Raw genomic sequence first — 26,253 nt, 5'->3', positions numbered from 1 at the left:
GGGCCTACCCGTACCCTCGACTGACCGGTGCGGTGACGGCGCGGGTCACGGCCGTGCGGCTGCGTGGCCCCGATGACACCCGAGAGCACTTGGACACAAGGGGATACTCGGTTGTCGAGCAGGTCGTGGCACTTGGTAGGGCCGAGCGCGCCGACTGGCGGACTGCACGGCTCGCTCTGACGGCGACCATACCGGTTCGTGAGATCGAGACGAAGGGCCACTGGTCCGACATTGCGGTTGTCGCCGTTCTGACGGAGGGGGCCACCAACGCACGCACTGTTGCCCGATTGGCGCCCAGTGCGGGGGGCGATAGGGAATGGACGGGGGAGATCGAGCTCGACCGGGACGACCACCTGGACCGTGCGTCGCTCGCTGTGCACGTGGTGGCCACAGTCGGGGGGGTGGAGGGGCGGATCATCGCCTCCACCGACCAGGAGTGGTTGATCGACGTGACGGCCGACGCCCCGCTCAGAGATCGCGAACTCGACGTCAGCAAGGTGAGTTTCGCCCGTGGTGCCGAGTGGTTGCGGAGTTTCCGGGACGCACCCTGGATCGTGGACACCGCTGGTCGGATGCCCACCGTTCGCCTGAACTCGGATTTCGAGGGCCTCGCAGCACTCGTGGAAGGCCAGGGCTCGAAGGTGGAGAGCGTCGTGGGAGAGATGCTGTTGGCCCAGATGTGCGCCGATGTGTGGACCGCTGTCTTCCACACCGCCATCGGTGACCTGGAGATCGAGGACGACGGGACGCCGCTCCTCCCGCCCGACTGGCGAGGTGCGGTGCTCCGCGAGATGCTTCCGGACATCGTTCCCGGGCGATCGGTGGAGGATGCTCTTCGCGAGGTGCACACCCGGCGCACCGGCGAGGGGAGTTGGACGGATCTACAACCGCGTATCCAGTACGCAGCTGCCCGTCGTGCCGAGGTCCCCAAAGCGTTGGCCGGCACTGTCCGCGATATCGAACGACTCAACCAGGAGACCCACACGTGACTTCCCGCCCCGAGCACCTGCCGGAACGGCTTGCTCTGATCTCCGATGTGCAGGCTGCCGAGTACATCTCCACAGGACTGCTCGAGGGGCGCGAGGACGTGCCTTCCATCGCGCTGAACAAGGTTGCCGAAGCGCTGCCCGGCGACGATGCGCGACTGCGGCTGCACCGAGTACGAGATCTGATCGACGACGCTGTGACCAAGTTCCGGGACGAGCGCCCCACGGCGGCGGATGCGTGGTTGGCGCCGCGTCTGCACGAGACCCTTCGGTTGACTCGCCGGGAAGCGGCCGAGAAGAGGCTCTGGACGTATATGGCCCTTGGGGTGGCTCCGGACTACGTCGTCTGGCGGCACCTGTCCGATCCGAAGGCGGACGGTTCGCGCGGACGAGTGGCCCGGGACAGGTTCGTCGGCCCTCACTACAAGCAGACGTTCGCCCGGCTCTGGTGGGCGGCCGAGCTCTTCCGCGACGGCTCGGACTACCAACCCGTCGTCGTGGCCTGCGGTAATCAGGACATGCTCAACTCCGCTCTTCGTCTGGACATCGTCGACCATCGCCCAACCGCTCTTGCCCTCGTCGGACTCATGGAGAGCGGGATTGTGCGCACCGGTCGCGAGGTCAATGCCCTGACGCCCGCAGTCAACACCGCTGCGGCGACACTGATGTACGACGTCATTGCCCCGGATGTGGAGCGTGACGGGGAGCCTCTGCGCGACTGGATCGCGGGGGCCGCATCAGCCCTCCCGTCCCCCCGGAACAACCTTCCTGAAGGCCCGGAGGAGGAGCGTGTCCCGGAGGAGGCGGTTCGGAGACTGGTCGCCCACTTCGAGGAGCTGTTCGCGGATGCGCCGGTCAGGGGGCGGGCTTCCGACGAGGGCGAGGGACTCTGTGCGAGTGCGGAGGGCATCGGCTCTGATCGCCGCACCCGATGATGCGCAGCTCGTCCGTGGTGGTCCGGGGCACAGTCGGCCAAGTGGTCGCGGCCGCCAACTCGTCGTCCGAGGGGGTGTTCCCGCGCAGTGCCCTGCTGAGTACGTGCATGCCGAGCCGGGGTGGTACCGCATTGCCCACCTGCTGCGCCTGGTCGTTTCCCGACCAGGGGAAGTTGTGCGGGAAGGTTTGGAGCACCCCGGACTCAGGGATGGTGAAGCGGTCGGGCTTCTCAGCCTCGTACTCCGCGCTGCTCTTGTACACCTTGTTCCGGGAAATCTTCCCGGTGACCGTGAAGGCGGGCTCGGACGACAGGCGCCGGCCTCGGTTCTTCGGGTCGCCCCCGGAGCCGTAGTTCGAGACGACGAAGAACTTCATCTTGCCCTCCGTCCGGAGCCGGGACATGTCCACGGGCGAGCTCTTCAGCTTGCTCGCCGCGTCGAGGGCCTCCGCCATGGAGAGCCAGCGCTGCTTGGCCCCGGGAATCGCAGAGTCGGTCGGGAGCATATCCGCCTGAGCGGCATTGCGTTTCCCCCGATGCAGGTCGAAGGGAAGATGAGTCGCTTCGAGCGGTTCGATGGCCCCACGCCCCGGGCGCCGGGCGACGAGTACGGCACGGGTGCGAGTCTGCGGCACCCCGAACTGCTCGGTCTTCAACTCCCAGCATTCCGCTTCGTACTTGACGCCCTTCAGCCTTCCTTCTCCGCCGCGCAGAAGTTTCGCGTAGACCTCCCAGAGGGGCAGGGCCGCAGGCACCTGCTCCAGAACGATCGCCCTGTACGGGTCACGCCCCTCTGTTTCGATCGCTTTGAGGAGCCAGCGAAGGGGCTCCAGGACCAAGGCGGTGCGCGAGTCGCCGAGGGCGTGCAGATCCTCGTCGATCTTCGCTTCGTCATCCCCGTCCACAAGGCGGTGGATGAACTTCTTCACTGTGTCCAGTGCTCGACGTCCCGCGCCGTTTCCCGCGACGGAGAAGGATTGACAGGGTGGCCCCCCGGCCAGGACGTCGACCGATTTCGGGATCTCGTCGAAGCGACTCTCGCGCATGACGCTCACATCGGCGTGAATCGTCGGCAGTCCCGCCGCGTAGCGTGTCTCGCACGCGTTGCGGTCCCACTCGATCCCGATGCTCTTGAAGCCCAGGAAATGCGCGGCCACGTCGAGTCCACCAGGACCTGCGAAGAGGTCCAAGATCCGGATTCCGTCGAGATGGTGAACCTGTGATCCCGGGCTGTTCATGGGATTGAAGTGTAGCCGGCGACGGGGGGTGCTGGCGCCGTCAGTGCGGCTCGGATCGCCAGCCCGAGCGCCCTGGCCACCGGCGGTGGGGAGGCATGCCCGATCTGGCGATAGCGGGCCGTCTTCTTCCCGGCGAATCCCCAATCGGACGGGAAGCCCTGCAGGAGCGCGGCCTGGTCCGTCGTGATCCTGACCATCCCGTGCCGTCCCGTCTCCGGCGCCCAGGCGAAGTCCGGGCCGGGAACGTTGTCGGCCACGGTGCCTCCATCGACGCCCATCCGGGCCCAGGCCTTTTTCGTCCCTGCCGGTCCGAGATCCGCGCCTCCTCGCCTGTCCGACCCGCCCACCAAGGTCGGTGCCACGCTGAGCGCCTGGGCTGCCCATCGGTCGGCGTCCCGCCAACCGCCCATGGCCATCGAGCGGCGCAGGGCTCGGCCCACGGGCAGATGCTTGCGAACCGTCGGCTCCGGTGGACGGAACGCGTCGAAGTGCTGCTTCTTGAGCGCCACGAGCAGCCCTTGCCTCCGGTCCTGCGGTACCCCGAAGTCGGCTGCGTTCAGGAGGAACCACCGGAACCGGTAGCCGAGATGATTCAGCTCTTTGTGGATGAGGTCGCGTATCGGTTCGAAGTCGGGCGCGCCCACCAGTCCCGGTACGTTCTCGATGACCAGAGCTCGGGGCCGGACGGCATGCGCCAGGTAGACGGTCGCCTCCAGCAAGCGCAGTTCGCCCTCGCTCTCGGTCCGGGCGACGGTCGCGCTGGACTTCACGCGGGGCAGTCCGGCCGACAGCAGATCGATGTCATAGATCTCCCGGTGCCGCGAAGGGGCGAAGTCCAGCAGGTCCGCTTGCAGAACGTGCCACGTCGGACGGTTCCTGCGCAGTGTGTCGCAAGCCACAGGCTTCTTGTCCAGGAGCAGTACGGGTTCGAAGCCGGCGTGTTCCAGCCCCAAGTCCAATCCACCAGCCCCTGCGCACACGTCGACGAATCGTAGTTCGCTCATCGGCCCCCGCCCTTCGTGGGTCGTTTCCGCCTGCTTGCCTTCTCCCGCTCGACAGCCGCGGCCACCTGACGCATAACGGCGTCCGGTGACTCGTGTTCCCAGAAGCGCAGGACCGTCCAGCCCTCGGACAGCAGCTGTGCGTTCGTCTCCTGGTCCCGTTCGATGTTGCGATCGAGCTTCTGTCGCCACCATTCCGCGTTCGCCTTGGGGCTGGTGGCGTGTTCAGGGCAACCGTGCCAGAAGCAGCCGTCGATGAGGACGGCCAACTTGGCGCGCGTGAACGCAATGTCGATCTTCCGTCTGCGCATGCCCGGCACCGGATAGTGGATTCGGTAGCGGTATCCGGAGGCATGAAGAAGCTGCCGCACCGCACGTTCGGCACTGGTGTCCCGGTTGGTCTGCCGGCTCATCCGCGCGGAGACGTCAGGGCTGGAGGGGAGTGCAGCATGCATGGTCCCAGTGTCCTATTTCCCGATGTCGTTTTCGGTCCACGAGGGCTGGAGCACGCCGAGTGGAGTTCCTGGTGCGGAAGCGCGGGGGTAAGCCCTTGTCTCGTCGTCCGCGAGGGTGGGCGCGACCAGAGCGAACGTCATGACCACATGGCGAGATCGATCCCCCCGTCGGCAGGCAGGTGGGACTCGTCCTCGCTCACCGGGTACAGAACGAGAGCCCCGCCGATTGCGGACCAGGGACCCCACGAGCTGATCACCGGAGCCCGGGTTGCCGGCCATCCCTTTGCGACGACAGCCCACGGCGACGATAGCGTCGCAGTGACAGCCGGATGATCTCTGGGCGGCCGCCCACTCTGAATCCCACCGTTTTATTGGTTCGCCGATATGGGGTAACTCTCATCGAATAGGACTCCGCTGTGCGGCAGTCCGCACGCATTCAAGCTGATGCGGAGTTCCATGGCCGGACCTTGCTGAGCAGCGCTCGGCAGTAGTCCTGCGGGCAGGTCAGGAGCGGGCAGAACGGGAACCGATCCGGGGTCCGACGTCCGAGATCGGCTTCCAAACGGCCCTGGGAACGAATCAGGGGCCCGACCCGCGATGCGGACCAGGCCCCTGACCTGTTGTTCCTTCAGTCGGGGTGGCGGGATTTGAACCCACGACCTCTTCGTCCCGAACGAAGCGCGCTGCCAAGCTGCGCTACACCCCGAAGCAACGAGCTCTACTTTAGCGGACTGATCCCCGTAGGCGAAATCCGGTTGTTGTGGAGCGGGAAAGCGGGGCTGACCTGGGTGATCACCACTGCGGTCACCCAGGTCGGCCCCGCTCCGTCGGCTCGGCGGGCGGGGTCAGGTGTGGTCTCGGGGCGTGAGGGTGAGCAGGGTGGCCTCCGGGGGGCAGGCGAAGCGGACCGGGGTGTAGCGGTTGGTGCCGCAGCCGGCGGAGACGTGGAGGAAGGAGGTGTTGCCGGCGGCGGTGTGGGTGGAGAGGCCCTTGACGCGCTGGGTGTCGATGTCGCAGTTGGTGACCAGGGCGCCGTAGAAGGGGATGCAGAGCTGGCCGCCGTGGGTGTGGCCGGCCAGGATCAGCGGGTAGCCGTCGGTGGTGAAGGCGTCCAGGGAGCGCAGGTAGGGGGCGTGCACGACGGCAAGGGAGAGATCGGCGCCGGATTCCGGGCCGCCGGCCACCTCGGCGTAGCGGTCGCGCTTGATGTGCGGGTCGTCCAGGCCGGTCAGGGCGATCTCGACGCCCTCCAGCTTGAGGCGGCCGCGGGTGTTGGACAGGCCGACCCAGCCGGCCGTGTCGAAGGCGTCGCGCAGTTCTTCCCACGGGTTGTGGACGACGCCGACGGCGGGTGCGTTGCCGTTGAGGCCGTGCCGGCCCTGGGTACGCTCGATCAGGTAGCGGGCCGGGTTGCGCAGCTTGGGGCCGTAGTAGTCGTTGGAGCCGAAGACGTATGCGCCGGGGAACTCCATCAGCGGGCCGAGCGCGTCCAGCGCGTCGGGGACGGCCTCGGGGTCGGAGAGGTTGTCGCCCGTGTTGATGACGAAGTCGGGGCGCAGGCCGGCGAGCGACTGGAGCCAGCGCTGTTTCTTGCGCTGGCCGCGGACCATGTGGATGTCGGAGACTTGCAGGACGCGCAACGGCCGCATACCGCGCGGCAGTACGGGCACGGTGACGCGTCGGAGGCGGAAGGAGCGGACTTCGAAGCCGGCGGCGTAGGCCAGGCCGGCCGCGCCGACTGCGGTCAGGGACAGGGGGACTCCATATCGCGCGCGCATGCTCCCCATCGTCGCAGAGTCGCGGGGCGGGCCGTTCGGGGATCCGGGGAGGGGGCGGCGTGGCGTCGTACCCGTCGGCCTACGGGGCGTCTGGTGCTCCGGGACGCCGGAGGCGCGGGGAAATGGCGCGGCGATTGTCGGTGGGTGGGGGCATACTCAACGGCATGACCACGCTCAAGACCACGTTGCAGGACGACCTCACCACCGCGATCAAGGCGCGCGACGAGCTGCGTTCCGCCACCCTCCGCCTCACGCTGACCGCGATCCACAAGGAGGAGGTCGCGGGCACCGAGGCGCGCGAGCTGTCCGACGGTGAGGTCGAGAAGATCATCGCGCGGGAGGCGAAGAAGCGCCGGGAGGCCGCGGAGGCGTTCGAGAAGGGCGGCCGGGCCGATGCGGCGGAGCGTGAGCGTGCCGAGGGCGAGGTGCTCGCCGACTATCTGCCCAAGCAGCTGACCGACGAGGAGCTGGAGAGCCTGGTGGCGGCGGCCGTGGCGGAGGCCAAGAGCGCCGGCGCCGAGGGGCCGCGCGCGATGGGCGCCGTCATGAAGATCGTGAACCCGAAGGTGGCGGGCCGGGCCGAGGGCGGCCGGGTGGCCGCGGCGGTGAAGAAGCTGCTGTCCGGAGGCTGAGGAGCGGCGGCCGGCGAGCCGATGCGCCGGCCGGCCGGATGCCGTTGGGGAGTCGTGGTGCGTCCGGTGCTCGTGGTGCGTCCGGTGCTCGTGGTGCGTCCGGTGCTCGCACCTCTCGTGCTGCGCGTAGGGTCTCTCGTGCCGTGAGTCACGTGCCTCTCGTGCCGCGAGTGGGTGGCTCTCGTACCTCTCGTGCTGCGCGTACCTGCCTCTCGTGCCGCGCTTACCTCCGTGGTGCCTCGGGTGCCGTACCGCGTACCGCTCGTGCCCTCCGTACGGAGACGCTCGGCGGACGGAGGCGCTCGGTGCACGGAGAGGCTGCGCGTCCGGAGAAGCTCCCTGCACGAGAAGCTCCCTGCACGGAGAAGGGGCGTCCCCATCGGGGGCGCCCCTTCTCCGTCTCGTCATCGCCAGGGACGGTGTCCGTATTACCGTCGTCGGCCTCGGTCCGGCTACCAGCCGCCGCTACCGCCGCCCAAAATGTCCGGGAAGCCCGGGACGTGCCATCCGTGGCCCGGCTTGTCATGGCCGCCCCGGCCGGGCTTGTCCCTGCCCTGCCCCTTGCCGTCACCGTGCCCCTTGCCGTCGTCCCCCTGATCCGTGCCGGGGTCGTTGATCGGGATGGTGGGCAGCGCCGGCGCGGGCTTGCCGGCCAGGGCGCCCGTCATCGCATCGCGCCAGATGGGGCCCGGGGTGTCGGCACCGTAGACCTTCTCGTGCAGGACGCCGCCGATGGTGATGTTGTACATCTTGGTGGTGTGCTGCGGGTCGCCGACCCAGACCGCGCCGGACGCGTTCGGGGTGTAGCCCACGAACCAGGCGGCGTAGCGGCTGTCGGTGGTGCCGGTCTTGCCCGCGCTGTCCCGGCCCTGGAGGCCGGCCTGCTTGCCGGTGCCGTCCTCGACGACGCCCTTGAGCAGGGTGTTGATCGTGTCCGCGGTCTGCTTGGACATCGCGGTGCGGCAGCTGGACTGCGGAACCTTCATCGCCCGGCCCCGCGCGTCGGTGATCGACTCGATGGCGACGGGGCTGCAGTACCGGCCGCCGTTGGCGAACGTGGCGTACCCGGCGGCCATCGTCAGCGGCGACATCTCCTGCCCGCCGAGCGCCATCGAGGGCACTTGTCTGAGCTTCTTGCCGTCCGCGCGCTCGATGCCCATGCTCTGCGCCATCTTGACCGCGGGGCAGATGCCGATTTCGCTGATCAGCTGCACGAAGTAGGTGTTGACCGACTTCGCGGTCGCCTCCTTCATGCCGTACGGGCCGACCTCCGTCTTGTTCTCGTTTTGAGCGGATCCCTTGCCCGTCCACTCGCCGTTGCAGGTCTGCACCGGGCTCGGATAGCGCATCCGGTAGGGCGAGGAGTACTTCTGATACGGGCTGGTGCCCTGCTCCAGCGCGGCCGCCGCGACCACCGGCTTGAAGGTCGACCCCGTCTGGTAGCCGGCGCCGCCGCCCATGTTCCTCTCCACGGAGAGGTTCATCGTGGTCTCGGTCTTGCCGAAGCCGTACGGGCGCGACTGGCCCATGCCGAGGATCCGGCCGGTTCCCGGCTCGACGATGGCGCCCGCGGCGGCGACCGGGTCGTCCTCGTAGACGTGCTTGCTCATCGACGTCTGGATCGACTTCTGGGTCTGCGGGTCGAGGGTGGTGCGGATGGTCATGCCGCCCTGGTTCCAGCGCTTGACGCGGGCCTTCCGCGTCTTGCCGAACGCTTTGTCGCTGAGAAACACCTTGCGGATGTAGTCACAGAAGAAGCCCGCGCCGTCGACGGCGGTGATGCAGCCGTTCTTGGGGCGGCTGTAGGACAGCTGGATCGGCTTCTTCGCGGCGGCGTCGGCCTGCGCCTGGGTGATGTCCTTCAGATCGGCCATCCGCTGCAGGACGGTGTTACGGCGCCGGGTGGCCTCCTCCGGGGCGTTGACCGGGTCGTAGCGGCTCGGCGACTGCACGAGGCCGGCCAGCAGGGCCGCCTCCTCCAGCTTCAGGTCCTTGGCGTGCTTGCTGAAGTAGCGCTGGGACGCGGCCTCGATACCGTACGCCTGCTGTCCGAAGAAAGTGATGTTGAGGTAGTTCTGCAAGATCTTTCGCTTGCCGAGCTCCTCCTCCACCTGGATCGCGTACTTGAGCTCCCTGACCTTGCGGCCGATCGTCTGCTGTGTGGCCTGCGCGACCTTGTCCGCGTCGTTGCCGGCCTCCTCGACGAAGACGTTCTTCACATACTGCTGGGTCAGCGTCGAGGCGCCCTCGGAGACGCCGCCGGAGCGGGCGTTCTTGTTGAGCGCGCGCAGGATGCCCTTCATGTCGACAGCGCCGTGCTGGTAGAAGCGGGCGTCCTCGATCGCGACGATCGCCTTCTGGATGTAGGGCGACATGTCCTTGAGGCCGACGACCGTACGGTCGCGGGAGTAGACCTTGGCGATCTCACCGCCGTTGGCGTCCAGAATCGTGGTCCGCTGGCTGAGCGGCGGCGTCTTGAGGTTCGCCGGGAGGTCGTCGAAGCCCTCGACGGAGCCCTTGGCCGCGAGGCCGAGCGCCCCGGCGGCCGGAAGCGCGAGGCCGGCCAGCACGGCTCCCGCCAGGACGCTGACACCGAGGAACTTCGCGGCCTGCTGGGTCCTGGTCAGACCCCCGCCGTCGCGCTTCTTAGCCATGTGAGCAGCCTACGTTCTCAATCGCCGGACAGGGGCGCACCTGTTCGCTTAACCTGTTCTCGCCCGCCACAACGGAATGGTTACGCCCCGGTTCGTCAACCCCCTCTCCCCGCGCGGACCGTGCCCCCACGACCTCGCTTGTGCCACTGGAATCCCGCGTCACCGCACCCGACTGTCCGTCTTGTGGGGAATGTGACGAATGTCGTTCGGTCACTCCGTCGGGTGATGTGCCGCATACGCATAGTCCGTTCGGGCCATTCAAGATTGGGCCCGAAGGGGGTGTTGCGCCCTGCCTGCCTTCCGTAACGTCCTCAACTGGCAACGGTGAATATGCCGATTGCCGCCGTGGGGGAGCCTCAATTCGGGAGAGGACGGCGCCAGCATGAGCTGGGTAACCGACTGGAGTGCACAGGCAGCCTGCCGCACTACCGATCCGGATGAACTGTTCGTTCAGGGTGCGGCGCAGAACCGCGCCAAGGCGGTGTGCACCGGATGTCCGGTCCGCACGGAATGCCTGGCCGACGCCCTGGACAACCGGGTGGAATTCGGCGTGTGGGGCGGGATGACCGAACGTGAGCGGAGAGCGCTGCTGCGTCGGCGCCCGACCGTGACGTCATGGCGTCGCCTGCTGGAGACGGCGCGTACGGAATACGAGCGCAGCACGGGCATCCTGCCGGTGGACTGCGAGGACGAGACCTTCAACGAGTTTGCTGCGGTCGGCTAGCCGAGGTTCTCGGTCGGCGGACCACGAGTTGACGAGGGTCCATCAGTGACGTTGGCGTGCCCTGGGGCTGGACGCCCTCAGGGTTGCTGCTGGCCGGTGGCCAGTGGCTGCGCCGGGTGGACCTTGCTCGTGGAGCAGTGCGCGATGGGCGCGCCCGGCGTGTGCGCGGAGCGTGCGAGTTGTCCGTTGTGCGGGGGATGGCGGGTGGCGGCGGCGGACGGGGATCAGCCGGGCTGCGTGAGCGGGTCGAGCAGCGCGAACAGGGCCGTGAGCAGCGCGCGAACAAGGCGAAGTGGCTGGTCGGGGCTCTTGAGTGGCGGATGGTCCCGGGGGTCTGATGGCCTGTCGAGGGGCGATGGCCTGCTGAGGGACGGGGTGGCGTGAGGGCCACGGGGGTGGTTTTTTCCCCCCGGGCTGAGGTCGCCGCCGTGGTCGATTCGGACGTCGGTGTGCAGGTATCGCCGGCGGTTCAGGCGTTTCGCTGTCGTGTTGGTTCAGGATCCGATGTCGGTTCAGGTGCCGGTGTCGGTTCAGGCGTCGGGGTGGGTTCGGACGTCGGGGTCGGTGGGGCCGAGCGCGAGGCGGTCGCCGATTGCGCGCAGGCCCGCCAGGTCATGGACATCACCGGGCAGCGCGGCGACTTCCGCCACCGGGACCTCGGGATGCAGCGCGGTGAAGCGGTCCCGGGTGCGCCGTTCGCGCGCGAGGACCTGCATGCGTTCCGCGTGCAGCCGCAGCAGCCCGGCGGCGAGTTGCGCCGCCGAGGCCGAGGGAGATGCCACATGCTCCGCCGCGGCAGCGGGGGAGAGGCCGCCGGCGGTACCTGTTGCAGCCTTCCCGCCGTCGAGATCCACAATGCCGGCCGACGCAAGATTTTCGGCGTCGGCGTCCCGCGCATCGTCCGCGCTGCCGTCCCGTGCGTCGCCCGTCCCGGTAGCCCGTGTCTCGTGCGCGTCGGTTTCCTGCGCCCCGTCCGCCCCGGTAGCCCGTGCCTCGTCCGCGCCGGCGTCCTCCGCCCCGTGGTCGGTCAGTATCTCCGCGGCGGCCAGGGCACGCTCCGCGCTCAGCTGGGCGGCGCCGCTGCCGTGCACACGGTTCAGTACGAGGCCGGCCAGCGGCATCTGCTCGGCGGCCAGCCGCTCGACGAAATACGCGGCCTCGCGCAGCGCGTCCCGCTCCGGCGCGGCCACCACGAGAAACGCCGTGCCGGGCGCCTGCAGCAGCCGGTACGTGGCGTCCGCGCGGGTGCGGAAACCGCCGAACATGGTGTCCATCGCGGCCACGAACGTCTGCACATCACGCAGGAGTTGGCCGCCCATCAACTTGCTGAGGGTGCCGGTCATCATCGACATGCCGACGTTGAGGAACTTCATCCCGGCCCGCCCGCCGACCTTCGCCGGCGCCATCAGAACCCGGATGAACTTGCCGTCCAGGAAAGAGCCGAGGCGTTTCGGTGCGTCCAGGAAGTCCAGCGCGGAACGGCTCGGCGGGGTGTCGACCACGACCAGATCCCACTCGTCGCCGGCGCGGAGCTGGCCGAGCTTCTCCATGGCCATGTACTCCTGCGTGCCCGCGAAACCGGCCGACAGGGACTGGTAGAAGGGGTTCTCCAGGATGGCGCGGGCCCGGTCGGCGTCCGCATGCCCCTCGACGATCTCGTCGAAGGTGCGCTTCATGTCCAGCATCATCGCGTGCAGTTCGCCGCCCGCCGCGTCGTCGACGCCCTTGACCTGCCGGGGGACGTTGTCGAGCTCGGAGATGCCCATCGACTGTGCCAGCCGTCTGGCCGGGTCGATGGTCAGTACGACGACCTTGCGGCCGCGCTCGGCGGCGCGTACGCCCAGCGCCGCGGCGGTGGTGGTCTTGCCGACGCCGCCCGAGCCGCAGCACACCACGATGCGGGTGTGCGGGTCGTCGATCAGCGCGTCGACCTCCAGCCACGGGGCCGAGGCGTCCAGCGTCGTGTCGTCCGAGGTCATATGGGCCCCTGTTTCCGCAGGTCTCTCGCCAGGCGGTAGAGCCCGGCGAGATCCACTCCCTCGGGGAGCAGTTCCAACTCGTAGGTGGGCAGGCCGATGGCGGTCAGCTCGGCATGCTCGACGCGCTCCAGCTCGACCCGCTCGGCGTGTTCGCGGGCCTGCTCCAGCAGGGGGTCAATCAGCCCGTCCGCCCACCCGTCGCCCGCCGCCGCCCCGGCCGGAGCCTCCCCCAGACTTCGTCCGGGGGGACCCCCCTCGCGCCGCGCCATTTCCTCACCGCCGCGGCGCGCGCCGCCCAGGCCGGCCTGGGCGAGCGCCTTGGCGACGGCCGTACGCGTTCCGGGGGCGGCGATGTCCAGATCGCCGTTCTCCAGCACGGCCGGGCGGGTCATGTTGATGACGATGCCGCCCACCGGGATGCCGGCGGCGCGCAGCTCGGCGATGCCGTCCGAGGTCTCCTGGACCGGCATCTCCTCCAGGAGGGTCACCATGTGCACCACGGTCTCGGAGGACTTGATGACCCGCATCACGGCCTGCGCCTGATTGTGGATCGGACCGATCCGGGCCAGCCCGGCGACCTCGTCATTGACGTTCAGGAAGCGGGTTATCCGGCCGGTCGGCGGGGCGTCCATCACGATGGCGTCGTAGATGAACGCGCCGCTCTTGTCCTTGCGGCGGACCGCCTCGCACGCCTTGCCGGTCAGCAGGACGTCCCGCAGGCCGGGGGCGATGGTCGTGGCGAAGTCGATCGCGCCGAGCTTCTTCAGGGCCCGGCCCGCGGTGCCGAGTTTGTAGAACATCTGGAGGTAGTCCAGGAGAGCGCGCTCGGCATCGATGGCCAGCGCGTACACCTCGCCGCCCCCTGGTGCCACGGCGATCTTGCGCTCCTCGTAGGGAAGCGCTTCTGTCTCGAACAGCTGGGCAATGCCCTGCCGGCCCTCGACCTCGACCAGGAGGGTGCGTCGTCCCTCGGTGGCCAGCGCGAGGGCGAGGGCGGCGGCGACCGTGGTCTTGCCGGTGCCGCCCTTGCCGCTGACGACATGGAGCCTGCTCACGCCCAGGAGCCTAACCAGTCCGCGTCGCGGCTACGCACCGGATACACCGGGGAAGACCCTGAGGTTCCGCCGCGGAAATCTCAGGGTCGGGTCAGGGTCGGGTCAGGGTTGTTCCCCGGAGGCGCTTGCGGATCCCTCTGAGGCCGCCTCATGAGCGGGCCACGCCGGGCGCCGTCCACCGCGGCCGGGGGCAGGCATTACGCTCGGCCCATGACCAAGTGGGAATACGCGACCGTGCCGCTGCTCGTGCACGCGACGAAGCAGATTCTGGACACCTGGGGCGAGGACGGCTGGGAGCTGGTCCAGGTCGTACCGGGCCCGAACAACCCCGAGCAACTGGTGGCCTACCTGAAGCGGGAGAAGGCGTGAGTGCCGTCGAGGCCACGATCGCGGAGCTGGGGCTGAAGCTGCCGCAGGTCGTGCCGCCGCTGGCCGCGTACCAGCCGGCGGTGCGCTCCGGGGCGTACGTCTTCACCTCCGGCCAGCTGCCGATGGTGGACGGCGCGCTGCCGGCCACCGGCAAGGTCGGCGCCGAGGTCTCACCGGAGCAGGCCAAGGAACTCGCCGCGACCTGCGCGCTCAACGCGCTGGCCGCGGTGAAGTCGGTGATCGGCGATCTGGACAAGATCCAGCGGGTCGTGAAGGTCGTCGGCTTCGTGGCCTCCGCGCCGGACTTCACCGGCCAGCCGGGCGTCATCAACGGCGCCAGTGAGCTGCTGGGCGAGATCCTCGGCGACAAGGGCGTACACGCCCGGTCCGCGGTGGGTGTGGCGGTGCTGCCGATCGACGCGCCGGTCGAGGTCGAGATCCAGGTCGAGACCGCGGAATAGCCGCTGGGCGTGGGGTGGTTGGTGGGGGAGCCTCGCGGTTCCCGGCGCCTACGCTACGCCTGACGTGCCCGGCGCCGACGCTGAGCGTCGTTCGCGCCGGGCGATACCCTCGAACATCCGCCCGCGAACGCATAGCATCCGGTCATGTCGTCCACGACCAATGGCCAGTGGTATCCGCCGGAATGGCCGGACCGCATCCGGGCGCTCGCGAGCGGTGAGCTGACTCCGGCCACGCCCCGGCGGGCCGCGACCGTCCTGCTGCTGCGGGACGCGCCCCCTGGCGCGTCCGGTGGCATCGCGGTTCACATGCTGCGCCGACGCGCCTCCATGGCCTTCGCCGGGGGCGCGTACGCCTATCCGGGCGGTTCCGTCGACCCGCGTGACGAGGCCCCGGTGGCCTGGGCCGGGCCCTCGCGCACCGAGTGGGCCCTGCGGATGGGCGTCGACCCGGCCGCCGCCCAGGCCATCGTCTGCGCGGCGGTGCGGGAGACGTACGAGGAGTCCGGCGTGCTGCTCGCGGGCGCGTCGGCCGGGACCGTCGTGGCGGACACCACGGGCGCGGACTGGGAGGCGGACCGCGCCGCGCTGATCGGCCATGAGCTGTCCTTCGCCGAGTTCCTGGGACGGCGCGGCCTGGTGCTGCGCTCCGATCTGCTCGGTGCGTGGGCGCGCTGGATCACGCCGGAGTTCGAGCCGCGGCGCTACGACACGTGGTTCTTCGTCGCCGCGTTGCCCGAGGGGCAGCGCACACTCCCCCAAGGGCCGCAGGCCGGCTCCGGTCCGGGGGAGACCCGCATCGCCTCGACGGAGGCGGACCGGGCGCTGTGGATCAGGCCGGCGGACGCCGCCGACGGGTATGACCGTGGTGAGCTGCTGATGATGCCGCCGACCATCGCGATGCTGCGCGCGCTCCAGCCGTACGACACCGTGGCCGAAGCGCTGGCCGCGGCACCGGCCCAGGACCTGACGCCGGTGCTGGCCCGCGCGAAGATCGTGAACGACAGGATCGTGCTGAGCTGGCCCGGCCACGAGGAATTCACCAAGGACATCGCTCCGGACGACGGCGGCCCAGGGGACGGCGCCCCCGACGGTCCCTCAGGCACCCCCAGCCCCTCCGGAGGAGCCCCCGCATGACCGAAGCAGCCGCCCTTCCCGGCCAGCCCCGTGGCGGGGTGATCTCGGGACCGGCCACCGCGCGCGCCCACTGCGTACTGGCCCCTAACCCGTCGCCCATGACCCTGGACGGCACCAACACCTGGATCGTCGCCGAGCCGGACTCCGACCTCGCCGTCGTCATCGACCCGGGGCCGCTCGACGACGCCCACCTCAGGGCTGTCGTCGACACCGCGGAACGGGCCGGCAAACGGGTCGCGCTCACCCTGCTGACCCATGGTCATCCGGACCACGCCGAGGGCGCCGCCCGCTTCACCGAGCTGACCCGTACGCCCGTACGAGCCCTGGACCCGGCGCTGCGTCTCGGCGGTGAAGGGCTGGAAGCGGGCGATGTCATCACCACCGGGGGACTGGAGCTGCGCGTGGTGCCCACACCGGGCCACACCTCCGACTCCCTCTGCTTCCATCTCCCGGCCGACCGCGCGGTCCTCACGGGCGACACGATCCTGGGGCGCGGCACCACGGTGGTGGCGCACCCGGACGGCCGGCTGGGCGACTACCTCGACTCGCTGCGCCGGCTGCGCTCCCTGACGGTCGACGATGGCGTCTCGACCGTCCTCCCGGGCCACGGGCCGGTGCTCAACGACGCCCAGGGCGCGGTGGAGTTCTACCTGGCGCACCGTGCCCACCGTCTCGCCCAGGTGGAGACCGCCGTCGAGGCCGGTCATCGCACCCCCGCCGAGGTCGTGGCCAGCGTTTACGCCGACGTCGACCGCTCCTTGTGGCCGGCGGCGGAGCTGTCGGTCCGGGCGCAGCTGGACTACCTCGGGGAGCATGGGTTGATCTGACCGGGGAGTACGGGCTGGTCTGAGGGCGGGTGGCACGCGATGAACACGCGCGAAGGGCCCCGCCGGAGCGGGGCCCTTCGTTGTGCGTGTGCGCGGTGCGGTCGCGCGGCTGGTGTCAGCGCGAGCGCTTGGCCAGGCGTTCGACGTCCAGGAGGATCACGGCGCGCGCCTCCAGGCGCAGCCAGCCGCGGCCCGCGAAGTCGGCGAGTGCCTTGTTGACCGTCTCGCGGGAGGCGCCGACGAGCTGGGCCAGCTCCTCCTGTGTCAGGTCGTGCACGACGTGGATGCCCTCCTCGGACTGCACGCCGAAGCGGCGCGACAGGTCCAGCAGGGCGCGGGCCACACGGCCCGGAACGTCCGAGAAGACCAGGTCGGACATCTGGTCATTGGTCTTGCGCAGGCGGCGGGCGACCGCGCGCAGCAGGGCGGTGGCCACTTCGGGGCGGGCGTTCAGCCAGGGCTGGAGGTCACCGTGGCCCAGGCCGAGGAGCTTGACCTCGGTGAGGGCGGATGCGGTAGCCGTGCGCGGGCCCGGGTCGAAGAGCGAGAGCTCACCGATCAGCTCTCCGGGACCGAGGACGGCGAGCATGTTCTCCCGGCCGTCCGGGGAAGTGCGGTGCAGCTTCACCTTGCCCTCGGTGACCACGTAGAGGCGGTCGCCGGGGTCCCCTTCGTGGAACAGGGCGTCGCCGCGGGCGAGCGTGACCTCTCCCATCGAGGCGCGCAGCTCGGCCGCCTGCTCGTCATCGAGCGCCGCGAAGAGCGGTGCGCGCCGCAGAACGTCGTCCACGAGATCTCTCCTTGTCGACATGCTCCGGGGGACTGTGGTCCCCATCATGCCGGAATGCAAAACAGTGCGATCAATCACAAGTTTGCCGGACCCGTGCTCCGAGCCGTACGGCAGGGGGCCGATTGGGGTCACGAATCACGGTGATCGGGCCGGATGTCAGTGGCTGGCCTTAGTCTGGCCGAGTGTCCAATACGCCGGTGGGAGCACAGGACTGGGGGCTGGGCGAGTGAGCGCAGGATGTCATTCCGCTGTGGGCGAACAGCTGCCCTCCGGCGTCTCGGATGCGGATAAAAGTGACAAATCGCCCTCCAGTGTGGTGTCCGGCCGGAGGCCCGCGAGGCGGGATCCCGGCGCGTCGAGTCCGGCGGTGCGGGACCCGATGGCGAACACCTCAGCAAGGAAGACGTCGGCAAGCAAGAGATCGGCAGGGAAGAAGACCGCCGTGAAGCAGACCCACGAGAAGCCGGCGGCGGCCAAGAAGGCCGTCACGAAGAAGGCAGTCACGAAAGCCGTCACGAAGAAAGCCGTCACGAAAAAGGCCGCGACGGCGGAGACCGGCGGGAAGAAGACCGTCGCGAAAAAGGCAGCCGCGAAGAAAGCCGTCGCCAAGAAGGCCGTGACGGCCAAGGGCGCCGCGACGAAGAACGCGGCAGCGACGAAGAAGACCGCCGCGACCGCCAAGGAGGCCCCCGCCGCCAAGAAGGCCACCTCCCAGAAGACCGCCGCCAAGAAAAAGGCCCCCGCCGCCCGTAAGCCCGAATCGCGGGCCGCCATGGTGCGGCGGGCCCGGCGGATCAACCGCGAGCTCGCCGAGCTGTATCCGTACGCCCACCCGGAGCTGGACTTCACCAACCCCTTCGAGCTCCTGGTCGCGACGGTGCTGTCCGCGCAGACCACCGACCTGAGGGTCAACCAGACCACTCCCCGGCTCTTCGCGGTCTGCCCGACTCCCGAGGACATGGCCGCGATGGATCCGGAGCGGCTGGAGGAGCTGATCCGGCCGACCGGCTTCTTCCGCGCCAAGACGAGATCGCTGCTCGGGCTGTCGGCCGCGCTGCGCGACCGCTTCGGCGGTGAGGTGCCGGGCCGTATGGAGGATCTGGTCACGCTGCCCGGGGTCGGCCGCAAGACCGCCAATGTGGTGCTGGGCAACGCCTTCGGCGTACCGGGCATCACGGTGGACACACACTTCGGCCGCCTGGCGCGCCGTTTCGGCTGGACCACCCAGGAGGACGCGGACAAGATCGAGGCCGAGGTCGCCGCGCTCTTCCCGAAGAGCGAGTGGACGATGCTCTCGCACCGCCTGATCTTCCACGGCCGCCGCGTCTGCCACTCCCGTAAGCCCGCCTGCGGTGCCTGCGCCATCGCCCCGCTGTGCCCCGCGTACGGCGAGGGTGAGACGGACCCGGAGAAGGCGAAGAAGCTGCTCAAGTACGAGCTGGGCGGCCAGCCGGGGCAGCGGCTCAAGCCGCCGGCCGGCTATCCGGGGCAGCCCGCGCCCCCGATGGCGGCACCATGACGGCAGTCGCGGGGACCGCGGGGGTCGGCCCGGGACCGGCCGCGCGGCCCCGACCATCGAAGCCGAGACCCTAGGGACGCGTATGACGAGAGCACGGGAGCAGTACGGGGAGACGACGGACGCCCCCGGCCGGGCGGGGGCCGGGGGCCCCTGCGGCGCTGCCGGCGGGCGGGAGGTCACCGTCACAGCCGACGGTCTGCCGGAATGGCTCACCCCGGTGGCCCGGGCTGCGGACACGATCGAGCCCCGCCAGCTCAGCCGCTTCCTGCCGCCCGAGAGCGGCGGCCGGCAGTCCGCGGTGCTGATCCTGTTCGGCCACGGCCCGCGCGGCCCCGAGCTGCTCCTGATGGAGCGCGCCGGCACCCTGCGCTCGCATGCCGGCCAGCCCTCCTTCCCCGGAGGCGCCCTCGACCCGGAGGACGGCGATCCCGACGGGCGCGGCCCGGTGCGGGCGGCGCTGCGCGAGGCCCAGGAGGAGACCGGCCTCGATCCGCGCGGTGTCCAGGTCTTCGGCGTGCTGCCGCGGCTCTACATCCCCGTCAGCGGCTTCGTCGTGACACCCGTCCTGGGCTGGTGGCGCGAGCCGAGCCCGGTCGGCGCGGTCGACCAGGCGGAGACCGCCCGGGTGTTCACGGTTCCCGTGGCGGATCTCACGAACCCCGGCCATCGCGTGACCACACGCCATCCCAGCGGCCACATCGGCCCGGCTTTCCTTGTCGAGAACGCCCTGGTCTGGGGTTTTACGGCCGGAGTCATCGACCGGATCCTGCATTACGCGGGCTGGGAGATTCCGTGGGACCGTGACAAGCACGTCCCGCTGGACTGGCGCTCGTGAGACGGTGTCGGGCGTGAACGTCCTGGACATTCTGCTGCTGGTCGCGGCCGTGTGGTTCGCGATCGTCGGCTATCGGCAAGGTTTCGTCGTCGGCATCCTGTCCGTGATCGGCTTCCTCGGGGGCGGCCTGATCGCGGTCTATCTGCTGCCGCTGATCTGGAACGAGATCACCGACGGCGCGTCGCCCGGTACCTTCGCGGCCATCGCCGCGGTCGCCATCGTGATCGTGTGCGCATCCGTGGGCCAGGCGCTCACCACCCATCTGGGCAACAAACTGCGCCGCCACATCACCTGGTCACCGGCGCGGGCGCTGGACGCGACCGGCGGCGCGGTGGTCAACGTCCTGGCGATGCTGCTGGTCGCCTGGCTGATCGGCTCCGCCCTGGCCGGTACGTCCCTGCCGACGCTCGGCAAGGAGGTACGGAACTCCAAGGTGCTGCTGGGGGTGTCCCGCGTGCTGCCCCCCGAGGCCAACACCTGGTTCGCCGACTTCTCCTCCGTGCTCGCGCAGAACGGCTTCCCGCAGGTCTTCTCCCCGTTCGCCAACGAGCCGATCACCTCCGTGCCCGCGCCCGATCCCGCGCTGGCCGACAGCCCGGTGGCGGTGCGGGCCAAGCGCAGCATCGTCAAGGTCGTCGGCACCGCACCGAGTTGCGGGAAGGTTCTCGAAGGCACCGGCTTCGTCTTCGGGCGGCATCGCGTGATGACCAACGCGCATGTCGTCGGCGGCGTCGACGAACCGACCGTGCAGGTGGGCGGCGAGGGGCGGACGTACGACGCCAAGGTCGTGCTCTACGACTGGCAGCGCGATATCGCCGTCCTGGACGTGCCGTCGCTGAACGCCCCGACGTTGCGCTTCGCCGACAAGGACGCGAACACCGGCAAGAGCGCCATCGTGGCCGGCTTCCCGGAGAACGGCGGCTATGACGTCCGCGCCGCCCGTATCCGCGGCCGCATCCAGGCCAACGGCCCGGACATCTACCACCGCGGCACGGTCGGCCGCGATGTCTACTCCCTCTACGCCACGGTCCGGCAGGGCAATTCCGGCGGCCCGCTGCTCACTCCTCAGGGTGAGGTCTACGGCGTCGTCTTCGCGAAGTCGCTGGACGACTCGCGCACCGGTTACGCGCTGACCGTCGACGAGGTCCGGGGGGACATCGCCAAGGGGCGTACGGCCCAGCGGCAGGTCGACAGCCAGGGCTGCGCGATCTGAGCGGTGCGGGGCGCGGGGGCCTGCGGGGTGGGTTCCCACGCCACATGCCGGCGGCGCGCGGGGCTCAGCCGCGGGGATGGCGCAGGCGCGCGCTCACCCAGCGCGCTCTGCGGCGCAGGATGCGCGGAATGCCCATCGGGTGCGCGGGATCGGGGGAGTCTCCGGACCCGACGTCCGGGGTGCCCGTCTCCCGAGTGCCCACTGCAGCGGCACTGCTGCGGCGGTTGCGTGCCACGTCACGGTAGTCGTGCGTCCAGCCCATACCCACGACTCTGCCCCTGCCCCAAGGTCCGTAACCGCCTGGGGAGCCGCCAATTGGCCTATGCGCCGGGCAAGTGGCCGTTCATCAGACGAAAGTCCGAACGGGTGGTCGGCCCGTGTGCGAGGGGGCGGTGACTATGCCCCGGACCGCCCGGTCCCGGGTGCGCCCGCCGTCAGCGGTCCGGTTCGGGATCCTTCAGCCAGCCGATCAACTCGGTCGAGAACGCCACCGGGTCCTCCTCGTGCGGGAAGTGCCCCAGCCCGTCGAACAGCCGCCAGCGGTACGGGGCCTCGACGTACTCGCCGGAGCCGGCGGCGCTGCGGGTACGCATCACCGGGTCGAGCGAACCGTGCAGATGCAGCGTCGGGACACGTACCGGCAGCTTCATCCGGCGGTTGAACTGGATGCCGTCCGGTCGGGCCATCGAGCGCACCATCCACCGGTACGGCTCGACCGAGCAGTGCGCCGTCGAGGGGATGCTCATCGCCCGCTGATAGGCCGTCACCGCGTCGTCCTCGGGCGGCCGGGGCCCGGACCAGTCACGGATCATCCGGCCGACCAGCGCCGCGTCGTCCGCCACCAGCCGGCGCTCCGGAAGCCAGGGCCGTTGGAAGCTCCAGATGTGCGCACTCCGCCTGCTCTGTTTGACGTCGGCGAGCATCGCCGAGCGCCAGCGCCGGGGGTGCGGCATCGAGGCCACCGCCAGCCGGCGCACCAGCTTGGGCCGCATCGCCGCCGCCGTCCAGGCGAGATAGCCGCCCAGGTCGTGCCCGACGAGTGCGGCGTCCGGCTCGCCCAGGGAGCGGATGACGCCGGTGATGTCGAGGGCGAGGTTCGCCGGGTCGTAGCCGCGCGGTGTGCGGTCGCTGCCGCCGACGCCGCGCAGGTCCATCGCGACCGCGCGGAAGCCCGCGTCGGCGAGCGCGGGCAGCTGGTACCGCCAGGTCCACCAGAACTGCGGGAAGCCGTGCAGCAGCAGCACCAGGGGGCCGTCGCCCATCTCGGCGATGTGGAAGCGGGCGCCGTTCGCCGCGACGTCCCGGTGCGTCAGCTCTTTCCCGCCCGGGACGTCGAGCCGTACGACCGAGGTGGCGCTGTCAGGGGCTGTCATGCCTACGAGCGTGTCACAGACTCCAGGACCGGGTGGTCCGCCGGCGCCACCCGCGGGTGTGGCTTGGCCTTTTGGAGGACGGCCGCGGTCTCCTTGGCCGAGCTGATGGACTTCTCCGGCTTCTTGATCTTCTTGACCTTGGCCACCGCGACGGCGACCAGCGCGGCGGCGAGCACCAGGAAGGCGCCGCCCACGATCAGAAAGGACCAGGCGAGCCCGAGGCCGAGGTTGTGGATGCCGTACGCCGCCGCGAAGCTCAGCACCGGCAGGGCGAACAGCGCCAGCGCCCCGGCCACGATGAAGGCGGCGCCGCTGATTCCCGCCCGCTTGGCGTCCTGCCGCAGTTCCGCCTTGGCCAGCGCGATCTCGTCGTGCACAAGTGCGGACATCTCGGCGGTGGCCGAAGCCACCAGCTGCCCGAGGCTGCGGTCCGTGCCGCCTTCGCCTGCGCTCATCGCCGTCTCCCTCTTCGTTTCCACCCGGATGCGATATCTGTTCAGATCATGCCGGACCATCGTCGCCGGTGTGTGGCCCGGCTGCGACTTCGGCCAGCCGCCGGTGTTCCGCGGCCCTCGCTTCGAGGATCAGTGCCATCCGCAAGTGGTACTCGGGCTTGTCGCGTTCGTAAATATCGGGGATGCCGTCCTGATCGTCGTCGCGCTCCTCCTCCTCGCACAGCTGCTTGTACTTGTTGTTGCGGGCCTTGAGAAGGGCACCGGAGAAGACGGCGGCGAGCAGCGAGCCGATCAGCACCGATGCCTTGATCTCATCCGTGAGTGTCAGGTCCCCGGCGAAGGCCAGTTCGCCGATGAGCAGCGATACGGTGAAGCCGATGCCGGAGAGGGCTCCGACGGCGAACAGATCCGGCCACTTGAGATCCGGGTTGAGCTGGGCCTTGGTGAAGCGGGCGGTGACCCACGTACCGCCGAAGATGCCCAGTGCCTTGCCGGCCACCAGGCCGAGGACGACGCCGAGCGTCTCGGGCCGGGTGAAGACCTCGTGGACCGCGCTGCCGGAGATGGTGACGCCCGCCGAGAAGAGGGCGAACAGCGGCACCGCGAGACCGGCCGAGAGCGGGCGGACCAGGTGCTCGATGTGCTCGCCGAGGGAGTGCCGCTCGCCGTCGCGGCGGGTGCAGCGCAGCATCAGGCCCATGGCGACGCCCGCGATGGTGGCGTGCACCCCGCTGTTCTCCATCAGGGCCCAGGTGATCACGGCGAGCGGCACATAGACGTACCAGCCGCGGACGCCCATGCGGAGCAGCAGATAGAAGACCGCGAGGCCGACGACGGCGAGGCCGAGCGGCAGGAAATTGATCTTCGAGGTGAAGAAGACCGCGATGATCAGGATCGCGAAGAGGTCGTCGACGACCGCCAGGGTGAGCAGGAAGGCGCGCAGCGCGGACGGCAGGGAGGTGCCGATCACGGCGAGGACGGCGAGTGCGAAGGCGATGTCGGTGGCGGTGGGGACCGCCCAGCCGTCCAACGAGCCGCCGCCGAAGACGTTGACGACGACGTAGACAAGCGCGGGCATGACCATTCCGCAGATCGCGGCGATCACGGGGAGGGTGGCGGCCTTGGGGTCGCGCAGCTCACCGACGACCAGCTCGCGCTTGAGCTCGATGCCGGCCACGAAGAAGAAGACGGCGAGCAGGCCGTTGGCGGCCCAGTGCTGGAGGGAGAGGTCGAGGCCCAGGAAGGCCGGACCGATATGGAAGTCGCGGATTGCCTCGTAGCTGCCGCTGAGGGTGTTTGCCCAGATCAGGGCCACGATGGCGGCGACGAGCAGGAGGACGCCGCCCACGGTCTCGGCCCGCAGCGCGTCTGCGACGAAGTTCCGCTCGGGCAGGGGCATCCGCCCGAGGAATATGGAACGACGGTTTGTGGGCACGCTCACGCCAAGGGCCTCCGGTCTTTGGGCAGCTGTGTACTGCTGTTGCAGTTGCCGACCAGACTTCCCGGCGCACCATGAATTCTCAGCGCGTCGTTGACGCGGTCATTTACTGTACCCGGCCAGTGCGAACGGTTGGTCGGTGGTCATGACTTTACGGGTATCTCGGTTACGCGGCCGCTGGGGGGCCTCCGTCGGGGCATCGGGGAACGCCGGAGGGGGTACCGGCCGCAGCGGCCGGTACCCCCTCGCGTCGACCGGGGCCGCTCAGTCCTCGCCGGCGGCGGTCGGCAGCTTCGCCTGGATCAGCTCCATGACGGACGCATCGGTGAGCGTGGTGACATCACCGAGGTCGCGGTTCTCGGCCACATCGCGCAGCAGCCGCCGCATGATCTTGCCCGAGCGGGTCTTGGGCAGCTCCGCGACCGGCATGATCCGCTTGGGCTTGGCGATCGGACCGAGCTGCTTGGCGACATGCGCACGCAGCTCCTCGACGAGCCCCGCGTCCGACGCGTCAACGTCTGATGTCTCAGCGTCCGCGCCGCCGCGCAGGATGACAAAGGCGCAGATGGCCTGCGTGGTCTGTGGGTCGGTGGCCCCGACGACCGCGGCTTCGGCGACCTTCGGGTGCGAGACCAGCGACGACTCCACCTCGGTGGTGGAGATGTTGTGGCCGGACACCAGCATCACGTCGTCCACCCGGCCGAGCAGCCAGATGTCGCCGTCGTCGTCCTTCTTGGCGCCGTCGCCGGCGAAGTACTTGCCCTCGAAGCGGGACCAGTAGGTGTCGATGTAGCGCTGGTCGTCGCCCCAGATGGTGCGCAGCATCGACGGCCAGGGCTCGGTCAGGACGAGATAGCCGCCGGCGCCGTCGGGCACCTCGCGGGCATCGTCGTCCACCACCGTCGCGGCGATACCGGGCAGCGGCAGCTGGGCGGAGCCCGGCTTGGTCTCCGTGACGCCCGGCAGCGGGCTGAGCATCATCGCGCCGGTCTCCGTCTGCCACCAGGTGTCGACGATGGGCGCGGTGCCGGCGCCGATGTGATTGCGGTACCACATCCACGCCTCCGGGTTGATCGGCTCGCCGACCGACCCGAGGACCCGGAGGGACGACAGATCGAACTTCGCCGGGATGTCATCGCCCCACTTCATGCAGGCGCGGATCGCGGTCGGCGCGGTGTAGAGGAGCGTGACGCCGTACTTCTGCACGATCTCCCACCACCGGCCCTGGTGCGGGGTGTCGGGCGTGCCCTCGTAGAGCACCTCGGTCGCGCCGTTGGCGAGCGGGCCGTAGGTGATGTACGAGTGGCCCGTCACCCAGCCGACGTCCGCGGTGCACCAGTACACGTCGGTCTCCGGCTTGAGGTCGAAGACGGCGTGATGGGTGTATGCCGCCTGGGTGAGGTAGCCGCCGGTGGTGTGCAGGATGCCCTTCGGCTTACCGGTCGTGCCGGAGGTGTAGAGGATGAAGAGCGGGTGCTCGGCGTCGAACGCCTCGGGGGTGTGCTGGTCCGACTGGCGGTCGACCAGGTCGTGCCACCACACGTCACGGCTGTCGTGCCATGTCCCCCCAGCCTCTTCGAGGGGCTGGCCGGTGCGGCGGACGACGAGGACATGACGCACCCGGTCCACCCGCGCGACGGCTTCGTCGACGGCCGGCTTGAGGGCGCCGGGCTTGCCGCGCCGGTAGCCGCCGTCCGCGGTGATGACGACCTGGGCGTCGGCGTCCTCGATACGGGTCGCCAGCGCGTCCGCGGAGAAGCCGCCGAAGACGACGGAGTGCGGGGCGCCCAGGCGCGCGCAGGCCAGCATGGCGATGACCGTCTCCGGGATCATCGGCATATAGATGGCGACCCGGTCGCCGGCCCGCACACCCAGCTCGGTCAGTGCGTTGGCGGCCTTGCAGACCTCGCGCTGCAGGTCGGCGTAGGTGAGGGCGCGGGTGTCGCCCGGCTCGCCCTCGAAGTAGAGGGCGATGCGGTCGCCCAGGCCGGCCTCCACATGGCGGTCCACGCAGTTGTAGGCGACATTGAGCCTGCCGTCGGCGAACCACTTCGCGAAGGGCGCGTCGGACCAGTCGAGTGTCTGGGTGGGCGCGGTCTCCCAGGACAGGCGTTTCGCCTGCTCGGCCCAGAAGCCCAGCCGGTCCGCCGCGGCCTGTTCGTACGCGGCTGCCGTGACGTTGGCGTGCGTGGCCAGCTCGGCGGGCGGGGGGAACCGCCGCTCTTCCTTGAGAAGATTGGCCAGACTTTCGTTGCTCACGACATCTCCCATTCCCAGGGCGTCCGATGTGTCCCGGGACATAGCTCATCAGCCCGTACCAGGCCCTGACAAGGGCTGTGGATAAATATTGGTGTAGACCTGTCGGATTGTGCGCCGCGTGGGCTCCGCGGCCCGGCGGTTCGC

25 protein-coding genes and 1 tRNA gene are annotated in these 26,253 nt (G+C 69.7%); 12 read left to right on the top strand and 14 right to left on the bottom strand.

Annotated features, from left to right (window positions below):
* The first annotated feature begins 32 nt into the window (after positions 1-32).
* Together K9S39_RS21200 and K9S39_RS21195 are read left to right on the top strand one after the other, a co-directional pair.
* A complete protein-coding gene (locus K9S39_RS21200; protein WP_248864942.1) occupies positions 33-989 on the top strand; it encodes a hypothetical protein in 957 nt (318 codons plus the stop codon).
* Positions 986-1,921 carry a DUF6339 family protein gene (locus K9S39_RS21195; RefSeq protein WP_248864941.1) on the top strand — a complete coding sequence of 312 codons (936 nt, stop codon included), beginning with the start codon at positions 986-988 and terminating at the stop codon, positions 1,919-1,921. Before K9S39_RS21200 ends, K9S39_RS21195 begins: the two co-directional genes overlap by 4 nt.
* Here K9S39_RS21195 and K9S39_RS21190 read toward each other — a convergent pair.
* From K9S39_RS21190 to K9S39_RS21170, 5 genes are all read right to left on the bottom strand, one after another.
* The gene (locus K9S39_RS21190) at positions 1,842-3,158 is read right to left on the bottom strand and encodes a DNA cytosine methyltransferase (RefSeq protein ID WP_248864940.1); all 1,317 of its coding nucleotides are present in this window, start codon (positions 3,156-3,158) and stop codon (positions 1,842-1,844) included. The two genes, K9S39_RS21195 and K9S39_RS21190, sit on opposite strands and share 80 nt — an antisense overlap.
* On the bottom strand, positions 3,155-4,162 hold the full coding sequence (locus tag K9S39_RS21185) for a DNA cytosine methyltransferase (protein ID WP_248864939.1): 1,008 nt from the start codon (positions 4,160-4,162) through the stop codon (positions 3,155-3,157). The genes K9S39_RS21190 and K9S39_RS21185 overlap by 4 nt, the downstream gene beginning before the upstream one ends.
* Positions 4,159-4,614, bottom strand: a complete 456-nt coding sequence (locus K9S39_RS21180; protein ID WP_248864938.1) for a very short patch repair endonuclease — start codon at positions 4,612-4,614, stop codon at positions 4,159-4,161. Before K9S39_RS21180 ends, K9S39_RS21185 begins: the two co-directional genes overlap by 4 nt.
* Positions 4,615-5,246: 632 nt before the next feature.
* Positions 5,247-5,320, bottom strand: a tRNA-Pro gene (locus K9S39_RS21175).
* Positions 5,321-5,459: 139 nt separating this feature from the next.
* On the bottom strand, positions 5,460-6,392 hold the full coding sequence (locus tag K9S39_RS21170; RefSeq protein ID WP_248864937.1) for a metallophosphoesterase: 933 nt from the start codon (positions 6,390-6,392) through the stop codon (positions 5,460-5,462).
* Positions 6,393-6,556: 164 nt separating this feature from the next.
* Between K9S39_RS21170 and K9S39_RS21165 the strand changes: the two genes are divergently transcribed.
* Positions 6,557-7,024, top strand: a complete 468-nt coding sequence (locus tag K9S39_RS21165; protein ID WP_248864936.1) for a GatB/YqeY domain-containing protein — start codon at positions 6,557-6,559, stop codon at positions 7,022-7,024.
* Positions 7,025-7,476: 452 nt separating this feature from the next.
* Here K9S39_RS21165 and K9S39_RS21160 read toward each other — a convergent pair whose 3' ends face one another.
* Positions 7,477-9,678, bottom strand: a complete 2,202-nt coding sequence (locus K9S39_RS21160) for a transglycosylase domain-containing protein (protein WP_248864935.1) — start codon at positions 9,676-9,678, stop codon at positions 7,477-7,479.
* Between the two features lie 382 nt (positions 9,679-10,060).
* On the opposite strand from K9S39_RS21160, the gene K9S39_RS21155 reads away from it, so the two are divergent.
* On the top strand, positions 10,061-10,402 hold the full coding sequence (locus K9S39_RS21155) for a WhiB family transcriptional regulator (protein WP_248864934.1): 342 nt from the start codon (positions 10,061-10,063) through the stop codon (positions 10,400-10,402).
* A 179-nt stretch (positions 10,403-10,581) separates the two neighbouring features.
* Entirely contained in the window at positions 10,582-10,740 is a 159-nt protein-coding gene (locus K9S39_RS21150) for a hypothetical protein (protein WP_248864933.1), read from the top strand.
* 192 nt (positions 10,741-10,932) lie between these two features.
* On the opposite strand, the gene K9S39_RS21145 is transcribed toward K9S39_RS21150, so the two are convergent.
* Both K9S39_RS21145 and K9S39_RS21140 read right to left on the bottom strand, forming a co-directional pair.
* Positions 10,933-12,381, bottom strand: a complete 1,449-nt coding sequence (locus tag K9S39_RS21145) for an ArsA family ATPase (RefSeq protein WP_248864932.1) — start codon at positions 12,379-12,381, stop codon at positions 10,933-10,935.
* Positions 12,378-13,436 carry an ArsA-related P-loop ATPase gene (locus K9S39_RS21140; RefSeq protein WP_248864931.1) on the bottom strand — a complete coding sequence of 353 codons (1,059 nt, stop codon included), beginning with the start codon at positions 13,434-13,436 and terminating at the stop codon, positions 12,378-12,380. Before K9S39_RS21140 ends, K9S39_RS21145 begins: the two co-directional genes overlap by 4 nt.
* A gap of 210 nt (positions 13,437-13,646) precedes the next feature.
* Here K9S39_RS21140 and K9S39_RS21135 point away from each other — a divergent pair, with 210 nt between their 5' ends.
* From K9S39_RS21135 to K9S39_RS21120, 4 genes are all read left to right on the top strand, one after another.
* Positions 13,647-13,805: a DUF4177 domain-containing protein gene (locus K9S39_RS21135; protein WP_003967454.1), complete on the top strand. Its 159-nt coding sequence runs from the start codon at positions 13,647-13,649 to the stop codon at positions 13,803-13,805.
* Positions 13,802-14,266 carry a RidA family protein gene (locus tag K9S39_RS21130; RefSeq protein WP_248864930.1) on the top strand — a complete coding sequence of 155 codons (465 nt, stop codon included), beginning with the start codon at positions 13,802-13,804 and terminating at the stop codon, positions 14,264-14,266. The genes K9S39_RS21135 and K9S39_RS21130 overlap by 4 nt, the downstream gene beginning before the upstream one ends.
* 144 nt (positions 14,267-14,410) lie before the next feature.
* Complete coding sequence (locus tag K9S39_RS21125) at positions 14,411-15,400, top strand: NUDIX hydrolase (protein WP_248864929.1); 990 nt, start codon at positions 14,411-14,413, stop codon at positions 15,398-15,400.
* On the top strand, positions 15,397-16,227 hold the full coding sequence (locus K9S39_RS21120) for an MBL fold metallo-hydrolase (protein ID WP_248864927.1): 831 nt from the start codon (positions 15,397-15,399) through the stop codon (positions 16,225-16,227). Before K9S39_RS21125 ends, K9S39_RS21120 begins: the two co-directional genes overlap by 4 nt.
* Before the next feature lie 115 nt (positions 16,228-16,342).
* Here the strand turns inward: K9S39_RS21120 and K9S39_RS21115 are convergent, their stop codons facing one another.
* On the bottom strand, positions 16,343-17,017 hold the full coding sequence (locus tag K9S39_RS21115) for a Crp/Fnr family transcriptional regulator (protein ID WP_006604164.1): 675 nt from the start codon (positions 17,015-17,017) through the stop codon (positions 16,343-16,345).
* Positions 17,018-17,459: 442 nt separating this feature from the next.
* Here K9S39_RS21115 and nth point away from each other — a divergent pair, with 442 nt between their 5' ends.
* From nth to K9S39_RS21100, 3 genes are all read left to right on the top strand, one after another.
* Positions 17,460-18,536 carry an endonuclease III gene (nth, locus tag K9S39_RS21110; RefSeq protein WP_319949569.1) on the top strand — a complete coding sequence of 359 codons (1,077 nt, stop codon included), beginning with the start codon at positions 17,460-17,462 and terminating at the stop codon, positions 18,534-18,536.
* A gap of 82 nt (positions 18,537-18,618) precedes the next feature.
* Complete coding sequence (locus K9S39_RS21105; protein ID WP_248864925.1) at positions 18,619-19,371, top strand: NUDIX hydrolase; 753 nt, start codon at positions 18,619-18,621, stop codon at positions 19,369-19,371.
* Between the two features lie 13 nt (positions 19,372-19,384).
* Positions 19,385-20,584, top strand: a complete 1,200-nt coding sequence (locus K9S39_RS21100) for a MarP family serine protease (RefSeq protein ID WP_248864924.1) — start codon at positions 19,385-19,387, stop codon at positions 20,582-20,584.
* Positions 20,585-20,648: 64 nt separating this feature from the next.
* Here the strand turns inward: K9S39_RS21100 and K9S39_RS21095 are convergent, their stop codons facing one another.
* From K9S39_RS21095 to acs, 5 genes are all read right to left on the bottom strand, one after another.
* Positions 20,649-20,846, bottom strand: a complete 198-nt coding sequence (locus K9S39_RS21095) for a hypothetical protein (protein ID WP_248864923.1) — start codon at positions 20,844-20,846, stop codon at positions 20,649-20,651.
* A gap of 172 nt (positions 20,847-21,018) precedes the next feature.
* Positions 21,019-21,957, bottom strand: a complete 939-nt coding sequence (locus K9S39_RS21090; protein WP_248864922.1) for an alpha/beta fold hydrolase — start codon at positions 21,955-21,957, stop codon at positions 21,019-21,021.
* A gap of 2 nt (positions 21,958-21,959) precedes the next feature.
* The gene (locus K9S39_RS21085) at positions 21,960-22,412 is read right to left on the bottom strand and encodes a phage holin family protein (protein ID WP_248864921.1); all 453 of its coding nucleotides are present in this window, start codon (positions 22,410-22,412) and stop codon (positions 21,960-21,962) included.
* 46 nt (positions 22,413-22,458) lie between these two features.
* Positions 22,459-23,853: a Na+/H+ antiporter NhaA gene (gene nhaA / locus K9S39_RS21080; RefSeq protein WP_248864920.1), complete on the bottom strand. Its 1,395-nt coding sequence runs from the start codon at positions 23,851-23,853 to the stop codon at positions 22,459-22,461.
* A gap of 261 nt (positions 23,854-24,114) precedes the next feature.
* Positions 24,115-26,109: an acetate--CoA ligase gene (gene acs, locus K9S39_RS21075; RefSeq protein WP_248864919.1), complete on the bottom strand. Its 1,995-nt coding sequence runs from the start codon at positions 26,107-26,109 to the stop codon at positions 24,115-24,117.
* Positions 26,110-26,253: the final 144 nt, after the last annotated feature.

This window comes from Streptomyces halobius, from assembly GCF_023277745.1.
Lineage (GTDB): Bacteria > Actinomycetota > Actinomycetes > Streptomycetales > Streptomycetaceae > Streptomyces > Streptomyces halobius.
The sequence above is the reverse complement of the archived record's forward strand: the minus strand, read 5'-3'. Positions and strand labels throughout refer to the sequence as shown.